Here is an 11851-nt window from a genome sequence, read left to right on the forward strand (position 1 = left end):
ACGCTGCTGCATCGCGCCCGGTCCCGGAAAGCCCGGGGAAATAAGCGGAGGGTCACCGCGAAGCGGCAGTTTTCGTGCCGGGAGCCGGGATTGTTAAGGGCGTGGCGGAGAACGCCCTTAACACGTTCACGGGGGAAGGTGTTTCAAGGGAGCGCGGCACATGAGGTGAACGGAACGATGCCACCGCAGGTAAGCGGAACCCTTCGGGCCAGTCACCCACCATTCCCCTCACCCCGACCCTCTCCCCGAAGGGGCGAGGGAGAAAAGCGTGCCCCGTTTTGCATGTGAGGTGAACGGAACGATGCCACCGGCGGTTAGCGGAACCGCTCTTTTTATGGCTGAAACCGTCCGGGCCAGTCACCCGCTGTTCCCCTCACCCCGACCCCCTCCCCAAAGGGGTGAGGGAGAAAAACGTGCCTGGTTTTGCACATGAGGTGAACGTAACGATTCCACCGGAGGTAAGCGGAACCCTTTAAGCCAGTCACCCTCTGTTCCCCCCCCACCCCGGCCCTCCCCCCAAAGGGGTGAGGGAGAAAAACGTGCCCCGTTTTGTTCAAGGGGTAAACGGCATCATTCAACAGGCACCCTCACGAACAAACCAATCCGCATCCTGCTTTTATGGCACAACATTTACCTTTCAGGTAACATCGAAACCCCTTTTTACTGAAGAAGAAGTAATACCCACTATGACTCAAGTCGCGAAGAAAATTCTGGTAACGTGCGCACTGCCGTACGCCAACGGCTCAATCCACCTCGGCCATATGCTGGAGCACATCCAGGCTGATGTCTGGGTCCGTTACCAGCGAATGCGCGGCCACACTGTCAACTTCATCTGCGCGGACGATGCCCACGGCACGCCTATCATGCTGAAAGCTCAGCAAATGGGGATCACGCCGGAGCAGATGATTGCTGACATGAGTCAGGAGCATCAGACGGATTTTGCGGGCTTTAATATCAGCTACGACAACTACCACTCCACGCACAGCGATGAGAACCGTGAGCTGTCGGAACTGATTTATACCCGTCTGAAAGAGAACGGGTTTATTAAAAACCGCACTATTTCTCAGCTTTACGACCCGGAAAAAGGCATGTTCCTGCCGGATCGTTTTGTGAAAGGCACCTGTCCGAAATGTAAGTCTCCGGATCAATATGGCGATAACTGCGAAGTGTGCGGCGCGACCTACAGCCCGACCGAGCTTATTGAGCCGAAATCCGTGGTATCCGGTGCAACGCCTGAAATGCGTGATTCCGAACACTTCTTCTTTGATTTGCCGTCATTCAGCGAAATGCTCCAGGCCTGGACCCGCAGCGGTGCCTTGCAGGAGCAGGTCGCTAACAAGATGCAGGAGTGGTTCGAGTCGGGTCTCCAGCAGTGGGATATCTCCCGTGATGCGCCTTACTTCGGCTTCGAAATTCCGAATGCGCCGGGTAAATATTTCTACGTCTGGCTGGATGCGCCTATCGGCTACATGGGTTCGTTCAAGAACCTTTGCGACAAGCGCAACGACGTCGTAAGCTTCGATGAGTACTGGAAGAAAGACTCTGACGCCGAGCTCTACCACTTCATTGGTAAAGACATTGTTTACTTCCATAGCCTGTTCTGGCCGGCAATGCTCGAAGGCAGCAATTTCCGCAAACCCACCAACCTGTTTGTGCATGGCTATGTCATGGTAAACGGCGCGAAGATGTCCAAATCGCGTGGCACCTTTATCAAAGCCAGCACCTGGCTGAACCATCTGGATGCAGACAGTCTGCGTTACTACTATGCGGCAAAACTGTCGTCACGCATTGATGACATCGACCTGAACCTGGAAGATTTCATTCAGCGTGTAAATACCGATATCGTCAATAAAGTGGTCAACCTGGCCTCCCGCTGCGCGGGCTTTATTGCCAAACGCTTTGACGGCGTGCTGGCGGCAGAACTGGCCGACCCGGCGCTCTACAAAACCTTTACCGATGCGGCAGCCTCCATCGGTGAGGCCTGGGAGAGCCGCGAATTTGGCAAAGCGATTCGTGAAATCATGGCGCTGGCAGACGTTGCCAACCGCTACGTTGACGAGCAGGCCCCGTGGGTAGTTGCTAAACAGGAAGGCCGTGACGCTGATCTGCAGGCCATCTGCTCAATGGGTATCAACCTGTTCCGCGTGTTAATGACCTGGCTCAAACCGGTATTGCCAACCCTGAGTGAGCGCGTGGAAGCGTTCCTCAACACCACGCTGGAGTGGAGTGCTATCGAACAGCCGCTGCTGAGCCATAAGGTAAACACTTTCAAAGCGCTCTATAACCGCATTGATGCAAAACAGGTGGAAGCACTGGTTGAAGCATCGAAAGAAGAGGTGAAAGCGACGGCCGCGCCGGTCACCGGCCCGTTGGCAGACGACCCGATTGCAGACACCATCACTTTCGATGATTTCGCCAAAGTTGATCTGCGCGTGGCGCTGATTGAAAACGCGGAGTTTGTGGATGGTTCCGATAAATTGCTGCGTCTGACTCTGGATTTGGGTAGCGAGAAGCGCAACGTCTTCTCCGGGATCCGATCTGCCTACCCGGACCCGCAGGTACTGATTGGACGTCTGACCGTTATGGTCGCTAACCTTGCGCCACGCAAAATGCGTTTCGGTATTTCTGAAGGCATGGTGATGGCGGCAGGCCCTGGCGGGAAAGAAATCTTCCTGTTAAGCCCTGATGAAGGGGCAAAAGCAGGTCAACAGGTTAAATAAGCGGCAAAAGGCGTTGAGAAATCAGCGCCTTTTTAATATTGCACTATCCTTCTATGGACAGGACATTTCTAACAAAAGGGGCTTTAAAATATGTTTAAAAAACTCATCGCTTTTACACTGACCACAATGATGTTGTTTGTACTGAGTGGCTGTGGCGATAAAGAGCAGAGCAAGACGTTTAACTGGACCGATGGCAAGACAGAGATTTCACTGACCTACTACTACAAAGATGATGTAGTGACCCGTCAGTCAGCAAAAAACAAAATCAACTATGCCGCTATGGGCATTGCTAATAAAGAACAGGCTATGCAGCGTCTGGGGCCAATCAGCGAGAAATACAAATCCATTAAAGGTGTAACGGAAAGTATTGATTATCAGGATACTTACGCGACCGAAACGCTGGATGTGGATTACTCGAAAGCGGACCGTAATGCACTGCAGCAGATGCAAGGCTCCGCCTTTACCGGCGACGCAAAAGACGGCGTAAGCATGTCAAAATCCCAGCAGTTGCTTGAATCTCGTGGCTTTAAAGAAGTGAAATAAGAGTCATAAGGATGAAAAAGCCAGCGCGGCACCTGTACGCGCTGGCTTTTTTTATTTGGCAGGCTTTGCGTGTTCGCGCACCGTCAGCCCGCGCAGGAAGTAACGTAGAAACTGGTCACCGCACTCACGGAAGTTTTTATGCTCGCTGGCGCGCATCATGGCGGTAATTTCTGGCATCGACACGCGGAATTTCTGCTCGGTCAGGATAGCCAGAATATCATCGGTCTTTAAGGAGAACGCGATGCGCAATTTCTTGAGAATAAGATTGTTAGTCATCTTACGTTCGGTGGCCAGCGCAGGCTGCGTGTCGTCCTTGCCACGACGTTCGTAGATGAGACCATTGAGGAAAAGGGACATCATAATGTCCGGGCAGCGTTGAAAACCCGCCTCGTCTTCCTTTCGTAACCAACCGACCAGCTGTTCATCACTTACCGACGCTTCCGCCAGCGTGAAGATACGTTTAAGGTCGTTGTTATTCATTTTCAGGGCGTAGCGCAGGCTACGTAAAATATCGTTATTGAGCATAAAGCCTTCGGGACATATTTTTTGCAAACGCGAAGTGTAACACCGAAATTTACAACCCCAGTGCTTCTTTTAGATTCTTCAGGTACCGGCGGCTGACGGGGACCGTCTGGCCGTTGCGCAGTAGCAGCTCTGCCTGTCCGTTATCTTCGAGCTTGATCTCGCTAAGATGAGCCATGTTAACCAGATACTGGCGGTGGCAGCGCAGCAGTGGCGTCCGGCTCTCCAGGGTACGCAGGGTCAGTTCGGTAAATCCCTCTTTGCCCTCGCTGCTGGTGACATACACCCCACTCATCCGACTGCTGACGAAGGCCACTTCACTCATTTGCAACAGGTAAATACGGCTGTGCCCGGTGCAGGGGATAAATTTCAGCACATCCTGATTTTCTGGCAGTACCGACACATCCTGTACCGTACGTTCCTGACGCAGACGTGTGAGCGTTTTTGCAAGGCGCTGCGTCTCAATAGGCTTGAGCAGGTAATCAAAGGCATGCTCTTCGAAGGCCTTCACCGCATACTCATCAAAGGCGGTGAGGAAAACAATGTAGGGACGGTGGTCCGGGTCAAGCATACCCACCATTTCCAGGCCACTGATGCGGGGCATCTGAATATCGAGAAACAGCACATCCGGGCGGAGTTTATGCACCGCGCCAATGGCCTCTATCGCGTTGGCACATTCGCCGACAATGTCAATATCGCTCTCTTCCTGCAATAAAATCCGCAGATTTTCCCGCGCCAGCGGTTCATCATCGACAATCAGCACTTTTAACATGCGCTCTCCTCCAGCGGGAGTCGTAGGGTAACTCGGGTAAACCGATCCGGTTCACAGGCGACGGTTATGCCGCAGCCGTCACCGAAACGGGCGCGCAGTCGTTTATCAACCAGACTCATCCCTAAACCACTGGCGTCGGTTTTGGGCTGATAGAGCCCGGCATTATCTTCGATATCCAGTACCAGATGATTGCCGTCCTGACTGGCATTAATGGCAATCTCTCCCACACCCAACAGTTGCGAGGTACCGTGCTTGATGGCGTTCTCCACGATGGGTTGCAGGGTAAACGCCGGCAAATGCTGGTGAGAAAGGAAATCCGGTACATGTAACTGCACCTGTAACCGCGTCTGGAAGCGGGCCTGTTCAATTTGCAAATAGGCGTTAACATGCTCAATTTCATCGGCAAGGGTGACAATTTCCGACGGGCGTTTGAGGTTCTTGCGAAAGAAGGTGGAGAGATACTGCACCAGCAACCCGGCCTGATCGCTGTCGCGACGAATCACCGCTTTAAGGGTATTGAGGGCATTAAACAGGAAGTGTGGATTGACCTGCGCATGCAGCAGCTTGATTTCCGACTGCGTCAGCAGCGCTTTCTGTCGCTCATACTGCCCGGCAAGAATTTGCGCCGACAACAGCTGCGCAATTCCCTCTCCCAGGGTGCGGTTAATGGAACTGAACAGGCGATTTTTCGCTTCATACAATTTAATGGTGCCCACCACTCGCTGGTTTTCACCGCGTAAAGGAATGACCAGCGTCGAACCCAGTTTGCACTGCGGATGTAATGAACAGCGGTAAGGCACCTCATTACCGTCGGCATAAACCACTTCGCCTGTTTCAATCGCTTTTTGCGTCCAGCCGGAGGAAATAGGACGTCCGGGCAGATGGTGGTCATCCCCTGCCCCTCTGAAGGCCAGCAGCTTTTCACGATCGGTAATTGCCACTGCACCGATATCCAGTTCGTTATACAGCACCTGGGCTACCTTCATACTGTTCTCTTCATTAAAGCCCTGGCGCAAAATTCCCTCGGTGGAAGCCGCGACTTTAAGGGCGGTCGCGGAAAAGGCTGAGGTGTACTTTTCAAACATGGCGCGCTTGTCCAGCAGGATACGCATAAACAGCGCCGCGCCGACGGTATTGGTGACCATCATCGGTGCCGCAATACTCTGAACCAGATGCATGGCACTGTCATAGGGGCGCGCAATCAGCAGGATGATCAGCATCTGGGTCAGTTCTGCCACACAGGTAATCGCCCCCGCCGTCAGGGGGCTGAAGACCTTATCCGTGCGCCCGCGCTTGATCAGAATGCTGTGCACCAGCCCACCCAACAGCCCTTCAACAATGGTCGAAATCATGCAACTGAGTGCCGTCATGCCCCCCATCGAATAGCGATGCAGTCCGCCGGTTAGCCCCACCAGCCCACCGACCACCGGACCGCCCAGTAAGCCGCCCATTACCGCGCCAATAGCCCGAGTATTGGCGATGGAGTCTTCGATATGCAGACCAAAATAGGTCCCCAGGATGCAGAAAATCGAGAAGGTGACGTAGCACAGCAGCTTATGCGGCAGACGAACGGTAACCTGCATCAGGGGGATAAACAGACGGGTTTTACTCATCAGCCAGGCGATAACCAAAAACACACACATCTGCTGAAGCAGCAGCAACACCAGATTAAATTCGTACATATTTGCATCACCGCGATGAGAGAAAGCGCGTACCATACAGGGAGACGCGTTCAGATTCTTTGAAGGCTTCCAAAAAACTCGTAATTCGTGCGCATTATCACAAACCTGACGACGTGATGATACGAAAGCGTTACAGCCTGAACAAAAAACAGCCACTACCGCCTGGTTTTTGCCAAAATGACTACAGTTATGGTGGGGATCTTTTGGCGAAGGTGGATCCATGGCGCTTTACACTATCGGCGAAGTCGCGTTGTTGTGTGATGTGAATCCTATCACCCTCAGGGCCTGGCAGCGTCGCTACGGCCTGGTGAAGCCCCAGCGTACCGAGGGGGGGCACCGCCTGTTTACGGAAGCGGATATTGACCGCATTCGCGAAATCAAACGCTGGGTCGATACCGGCGTACAGGTGAGTAAGGTTCTGTCCCTGCTCAACAACGACCCTGCGAACGAACGGGATGGCTGGCGCGATCAACAGGAACTGATATTACAGTACCTGCAAAGCGGCAATCTCCACCGGTTGCGCTTATGGATCAACGAGCGCGGCCATGACTATCCTGCTGAAACCCTGACCACCCATTTGCTGCTCCCCCTGCGCCGTCGTTTACAATGCCAGCAGCCCGCCCTGCTGGTGATGTTAAGCCTGCTGGATGGGGTCCTGATTAGCTATATTTGTAGCTGCCTGAGCAGCGCCCGAAAAAAGTACAATCGTGACGCACTGGTTATCGGCTGGAATGTGCAGGACACCACCCGGTTATGGCTTGAGGGGTGGATGGCGAGTGAACAGGGCTGGCGGGTAGAGGTGCTGGCGCACTCAGTAAGTCAGCTACGTCCTGAGATGTTCGAAGGTCAGACGCTGCTGGTGTGGTGCGGCGAAGCGCCCACCTCCGCTCAGCAGAAACAGCTGCTTGACTGGCGGGCCAGCGGGTATGACATTCTGCCATTAGGCATTTAATCGTTCATTAACACCCTCGTTTCGCCCTATAATACTTTTCTTAACACATGGAGAACGCAATGAACCTGTCCAAACTTTCCGTCATCGCTATTTTCCTGCTGATGGCAATCGGCGGCATCGGCGGCGTGATGCTTGCCGGCTACTCATTTATTGTTCGTGGCGGTATTGGCTGAAACGCAGCGCCAGCCGCTCAAATCCCCGATCAACGATAATGGCCGCCAGCGCCACCAGAACGGCCCCCTGAATCACGTATGCCGTATTAAATCCACTCAGGCCGATGATAATGGGTGTGCCTAACGTGCTGGCCCCCACCGTTGAGGCAATGGTCGCGGTGCCGATATTAATGATGACCGAGGTGCGTACCCCGGCAATGATCACCGGTGCCGCCAGCGGGAGTTCAATTTTGCGTAACCGCTGCCCGTTGCTCATCCCTACCCCTCTTGCGACATCCTGCACGCTCTCCGGCACTGCGGCTATTCCGGCAAGGGTTCCCTGAAGAACGGGCAGAACCCCGTACAACACCAGGGCAATTATCGCAGGCTCTTTACCAAAACCGAGGACCGGCACCGCAATCGCCAGTACCGCAACCGGCGGAAAAGTCTGGCCGACGGCAGCGATGGTTTCCACCAGCGGACGAAACTCACTGCCCCAGGGGCGGGTGACCACAATGCCTGCCCCCACCCCGAGGGCGATCGCCAGCAGGCTGGAAAGCCCCACCAGTTCAAAATGCGCCAGCGTGAGGGCCACGAAAGTTTCCTGTTGATAGAGCGGGCGAGGCAGCTGAGGAAACAGTGCGCTGAAAAGCGCCCCGCTGTGCGGCAGCGCATACAACAGGGCGATGAAGGCACCTGTCAGCCAGAGCAACGGATCACGAAAGGGTTTCACGCACAGGCTCCGTGGTCAGCAGGTCGGAAAAATGCAATGTTCCGTACGGCACGCCGTCGGCAGCGGCGACCGGCAGGACATCACGCTGGCGGGCCACAAAAGCAGAGAGCGCTTCCCTGAGCGTCATCTCTTCGCTCAAGGGCTCACCCGGTGCAGGCGGTTCATCTTTACGCACATAGGCTTTGACCTGATGCAGAGAAAGCAGCCGCACCCCCAGCTCGCTGCGACCAAAAAAGTCCTGCACGAAGGCGTTCACCGGCGAGGTCAGCATCTCAAGCGGCGAGCCCTGCTGGACAATAGCCCCTTTGTCCATTAATACCAGGTGATCGGCGAGTTGTAGCGCTTCATCAATATCATGGGTAACCAGCACGATGGTGCGTCCGAGCAGGCGATGAATACGGATCATCTCCTCTTGCAGCGCCCCACGGGTGACCGGGTCAAGCGCACCAAAAGGTTCATCCATCAGCAGCACTTCCGGATCTGCTGCCAGCGCACGGGCCACGCCGACACGCTGTTGTTGACCGCCAGAGAGCTGATGAGGATAACGAGAGCGTAGACCTGGCTCAAGACCGAGCAGTGCCATCAGCTCATCAATCCTGCTGTTGATTTTCGCCTTCGACCACTTCTGCAGTTGCAGCACGGTGGCAATGTTCTGCGCCACCGTCCAGTGAGGAAACAGGCCGATGGACTGAATGGCATAACCCATCCGCCGACGCAGCTCCAGTACGGGTAAACTGCGAATCTCCTCACCGGCGAAGAGGATTGTGCCCTCATCATGCTCAACCAGACGGTTAATCATTTTAAGGGTGGTGGATTTCCCTGATCCCGAGGTGCCAATCAAAACCGAGAAAGCGCCGGTTTTGCAGGCAAGATTGACATCCCTGACTGCCGGTACGCCGGCAAACGCTTTACTGACATGACGAAATTCGATCATGACCCTTTCACCTCCAGTAGCGCGATACCCAGTGCAAACAGTGCATCCACGAGTACCGCGAGGGCAATCACGGGTATCACGCCCAGTAAGACTAAATCCAGTGCGCTACTTAGCAGCCCCTGAAACACCAGGGCACCAAAGCCCCCTGCACCGATCAGTGCGGCTATCACGGCCATCCCCACGGTCTGAACCGCCACCACGCGAATGCTGCGTAGTAAAACAGGGAGTGCGAGGGGAAAACGCACCTTCCAGAACCGCTGCCCGGCGCTCATTCCCATCCCTCTTGCGCTTTCCAGTACCTCCGCAGGCACCTGGTTTAACCCCGCCACCACGCCGCGCACTATCGGTAACAGCGCATAGAGAATTAACGCGATCAGCGCCGGGGTCATGCCCGTGCCTGCCACGCCAAGCGTCCCCAACCAGGGAAAATGGCTGACCAGCCCGGCCAGCGGTGCAATCAGCAGGCCAAAAAGGGCCACTGAAGGCACGGTCTGAATGACATTGAGTACGGCGAAAACCGACCCCTGTCGCGTTGGATGGCGATAGCATCCCAGTCCAATAAGCAGCCCGAGAAGCAGTGACGGAAAGAGTGTCGCAAAAAGCAGGGTCAGGTGTCGCCCGAGGGCATCATCGAACACATCCTGACGATTTACGTACTCTTTAAGCAGTGAGAGGTTATCGAGCTGGCCGGTGAGCAACAGCACAACGGGTAGCCACCAGATTTGTGCATGCAACACCCAGCGCCAGACCGGATCCTGGGTCAAACGACGGATCACATCGCTACAGGCAAGAAGCGCCAGCGCCAGCCATAGCCACCAGCCGCTGCCCGGTGAGGTGCGCGCCAGGTGGCTGCCGGCATTGGCAAGATCGCCTGCCGCCCGGCCAGCACTCCAGACCAGTAACCAGAATGTACCCTGGGCAATAATCAGCGTGACAATGAGCGGCAGACGGCGTGGCAGAAAGCTGAGCAGGAGTAAGGCTGCTGGCACCAACAGGCCAATGGCCGCATAAGCGGGCCACAGCTGCCACAGGGCGCGACTTTCGCCTGAGACGAGCCGGTTCGGAGCGTAATTCACAAACGGCAGCGCCGTGGCTGCCAGCGCAAGGATAACCAGCAGCAGCACGACGCGATTATGACAACGGATATCCACCTTTATTTAACGAGTCCCTTTTCCTTCAGGTAATCAGCCGCCACTTTTTTGGCATCCAGGCCTTCAACCGCAATGCTGGCGTTCAGCTTTTGCAGCGTTTTTTCATCAAGGCTGGCAAAGACAGGTTTCAGCCACTCGTCCAGTTTAGGATACTCTTTTAACACCGCTTCACGTACAACCGGAGCGGGTGCATAAATGGGCTGAACGCCTTTCGGATCGGTGAGGGTTTGCAGGCCCAGCGCGGCCACCGGGCCATCGGTGCCATAAGCCATAGCCGCATTCACTCCGGACGTTTGTTGGGCCGCGGCTTTAATGGTTACTGCCGTGTCGCCCCCGGCCAGGGAGAGCAATTGCGGTTGGTTCAATTTAAAATCATAGGCTTTTTCAAAAGCAGGCAGTGCATCCGCACGCTCAATAAATTCAGCAGAGGCGGCCAGTTTGAAGGTGCCGCCCTCTTTCAGGTAGCGACTGAGATCGTCTAATGACACCAGTTTGTTTTTCTCTGCCAGATCCTGACGTACCGCGATGGTCCAGGTATTGTTGGCGGGAGCGGCTGTCAGCCAGACCAGTTTATTCTGTTCAGCATCCAGCTTTTTCACTTTCTCGTAGCCCTGTTGGGCGTTTTTCCAGGCCGGATCGTTCTCCTGTTTAAAGAAGAACGCGCCGTTACCCGTATACTCGGGGTAGATATCGAGCTCACCCGAGGTGATTGCGCCTCGCACCACGGGTGTGGTGCCCAGCTGGACTTTATTGACCGTTTTAACACCGTGGCTTTCCAGTACCTGCAAAATAATATTGCCCAGCAGCGCCCCTTCGGTATCAATCTTCGAACCGACTTTAACAGGCTCCGCCGCCTGCGCACCCGCAGCCAGTATCAGCAGCCCTGCTGCGCTCCATTGCGAAAATGATTTCATGCTCGATCCTCGTTTTTGTGATGCCCGGAATTCTGGCTTTGCAAAAAGCGTAGTTGAGAATTGGCGTGGAGGACATCTCCGCCTGAGATTTTGCTGCTTCTGGTTAGACGAAGCGGTTATAACGTGGCGATTTTAAAGAAGAATCAAGCTTTAGCGGCGAGCAGGAGGAGTTCGTTCGCGCCTGGCCCGAAGGGTTTCATCCTTAAAAAGCGCGGTTCCGCTGACCTGCGGTGGCATAGTTCCGTTCACCTCATGTGCGAAACCAGGCACGCTTTTCCCCCTCGCCCCTCTGGGGAGAGGGTCGGGGTGAGGGAGCCGTGGGTGACTGGCTGGAGCGGTTTCAACCGTAAAAAGAGCGGTTCCGCTGACCACTGGCGGAGCTGTTCCGTTCACCTCACATCCGAAACCGGGCACGCTTTTCTCTCTCGCCCCTTGGGGGAGAGGGCCGGGGTGAGGGGAATGGTGGGTGACTGGCCCGAAGGGTTCCGTTCACCTCACATGCTTAACCGGGCTCGCTTTTCTCCCTCGCCCCTTCGGGGAGAGGGTCGGGGTGAGGGGAATGGTGGGTGACTGGCTTAAAGGGTTCCGCTGACCTCCGGTGGCATCGTTACGTTCACCTCATGTGCCGCACTCCCTTGAAACACCTTCCCCCGTGAACGTGTTAAGGGCGTTCTCCGCCACGCCCTTAACAATCCCGGCTCCCGGCACGAAAACTGCCGCTTCGCGGTGACCCWCCGCTTATTTCCCCGGGCTTTCCGGGACCGGGCGCGATGCAG

11 protein-coding genes are annotated in these 11851 nt (G+C 55.2%); 4 read left to right on the top strand and 7 right to left on the bottom strand.

The genetic code is table 11. The annotated features are described in order from the left end of the window. Nucleotides 1-686: 686 nt before the first annotated feature. Both metG and KXR87_RS22760 read left to right on the top strand, forming a co-directional pair. A complete protein-coding gene (gene metG / locus KXR87_RS22755) occupies nt 687-2720 on the top strand; it encodes a methionine--tRNA ligase (protein WP_437434461.1) in 2034 nt (677 codons plus the stop codon). A 90-nt stretch (nt 2721-2810) separates the two neighbouring features. Next, complete coding sequence (locus KXR87_RS22760; RefSeq protein WP_437434462.1) at nt 2811-3263, top strand: YehR family lipoprotein; 453 nt, start codon at nt 2811-2813, stop codon at nt 3261-3263. A 51-nt stretch (nt 3264-3314) separates the two neighbouring features. On the opposite strand, the gene KXR87_RS22765 is transcribed toward KXR87_RS22760, so the two are convergent. The 3 genes from KXR87_RS22765 to KXR87_RS22775 are packed head-to-tail and all read right to left on the bottom strand — an operon-like array spanning nt 3315 to nt 6239. After that, on the bottom strand, nt 3315-3788 hold the full coding sequence (locus tag KXR87_RS22765) for a DUF1456 family protein (protein WP_437434463.1): 474 nt from the start codon (nt 3786-3788) through the stop codon (nt 3315-3317). 49 nt (nt 3789-3837) lie between these two features. Then, nucleotides 3838-4557: a two-component system response regulator BtsR gene (gene btsR, locus KXR87_RS22770; RefSeq protein ID WP_437434464.1), complete on the bottom strand. Its 720-nt coding sequence runs from the start codon at nt 4555-4557 to the stop codon at nt 3838-3840. Next, on the bottom strand, nt 4551-6239 hold the full coding sequence (locus KXR87_RS22775; protein ID WP_437434465.1) for a LytS/YhcK type 5TM receptor domain-containing protein: 1689 nt from the start codon (nt 6237-6239) through the stop codon (nt 4551-4553). Before KXR87_RS22775 ends, btsR begins: the two co-directional genes overlap by 7 nt. Before the next feature lie 220 nt (nt 6240-6459). Between KXR87_RS22775 and mlrA the strand changes: the two genes are divergently transcribed. Both mlrA and KXR87_RS22785 read left to right on the top strand, forming a co-directional pair. Continuing rightward, the gene (gene mlrA / locus KXR87_RS22780; RefSeq protein WP_437434466.1) at nt 6460-7191 is read left to right on the top strand and encodes an HTH-type transcriptional regulator MlrA; all 732 of its coding nucleotides are present in this window, start codon (nt 6460-6462) and stop codon (nt 7189-7191) included. 59 nt (nt 7192-7250) lie between these two features. After that, a complete protein-coding gene (locus KXR87_RS22785) occupies nt 7251-7364 on the top strand; it encodes a protein YohO (RefSeq protein ID WP_437434467.1) in 114 nt (37 codons plus the stop codon). On the opposite strand, the gene KXR87_RS22790 is transcribed toward KXR87_RS22785, so the two are convergent. The 4 genes from KXR87_RS22790 to osmF are packed head-to-tail and all read right to left on the bottom strand — an operon-like array spanning nt 7339 to nt 11075. Further along, complete coding sequence (locus tag KXR87_RS22790; protein WP_437434468.1) at nt 7339-8076, bottom strand: ABC transporter permease; 738 nt, start codon at nt 8074-8076, stop codon at nt 7339-7341. The two genes, KXR87_RS22785 and KXR87_RS22790, sit on opposite strands and share 26 nt — an antisense overlap. Continuing rightward, complete coding sequence (locus KXR87_RS22795; protein ID WP_437434469.1) at nt 8060-9010, bottom strand: ABC transporter ATP-binding protein; 951 nt, start codon at nt 9008-9010, stop codon at nt 8060-8062. The genes KXR87_RS22790 and KXR87_RS22795 overlap by 17 nt, the downstream gene beginning before the upstream one ends. Then, nucleotides 9007-10161, bottom strand: coding sequence for an ABC transporter permease (locus KXR87_RS22800; RefSeq protein ID WP_437434470.1), 1155 nt, complete (start codon nt 10159-10161; stop codon nt 9007-9009). The genes KXR87_RS22795 and KXR87_RS22800 overlap by 4 nt, the downstream gene beginning before the upstream one ends. Before the next feature lie 2 nt (nt 10162-10163). Continuing rightward, nucleotides 10164-11075: a glycine betaine ABC transporter substrate-binding protein OsmF gene (gene osmF, locus KXR87_RS22805; RefSeq protein WP_437434471.1), complete on the bottom strand. Its 912-nt coding sequence runs from the start codon at nt 11073-11075 to the stop codon at nt 10164-10166. Nucleotides 11076-11851: the final 776 nt, after the last annotated feature.

Origin of the sequence: Yokenella regensburgei (assembly GCF_051486985.1) — a bacterium.
GTDB lineage: Bacteria > Pseudomonadota > Gammaproteobacteria > Enterobacterales > Enterobacteriaceae > CBFFRJ01.

Excerpts from the sequence above, each read along its gene's own strand:
- KXR87_RS22765 (WP_437434463.1), bottom strand. The coding sequence starts at position 3,788 with ATGCTCAATAACGATATTTTACGTAGCCTGCGCTACGCCCTGAAAATG.
- btsR (WP_437434464.1), bottom strand. The coding sequence starts at position 4,557 with ATGTTAAAAGTGCTGATTGTCGATGATGAACCGCTGGCGCGGGAAAAT.
- KXR87_RS22775 (WP_437434465.1), bottom strand. The coding sequence starts at position 6,239 with ATGTACGAATTTAATCTGGTGTTGCTGCTGCTTCAGCAGATGTGTGTG.
- KXR87_RS22785 (WP_437434467.1), top strand. The coding sequence starts at position 7,251 with ATGAACCTGTCCAAACTTTCCGTCATCGCTATTTTCCTGCTGATGGCA.
- KXR87_RS22795 (WP_437434469.1), bottom strand. The coding sequence starts at position 9,010 with ATGATCGAATTTCGTCATGTCAGTAAAGCGTTTGCCGGCGTACCGGCA.
- mlrA (WP_437434466.1), top strand. The coding sequence starts at position 6,460 with ATGGCGCTTTACACTATCGGCGAAGTCGCGTTGTTGTGTGATGTGAAT.
- metG (WP_437434461.1), top strand. The coding sequence starts at position 687 with ATGACTCAAGTCGCGAAGAAAATTCTGGTAACGTGCGCACTGCCGTAC.
- KXR87_RS22760 (WP_437434462.1), top strand. The coding sequence starts at position 2,811 with ATGTTTAAAAAACTCATCGCTTTTACACTGACCACAATGATGTTGTTT.
- osmF (WP_437434471.1), bottom strand. The coding sequence starts at position 11,075 with ATGAAATCATTTTCGCAATGGAGCGCAGCAGGGCTGCTGATACTGGCT.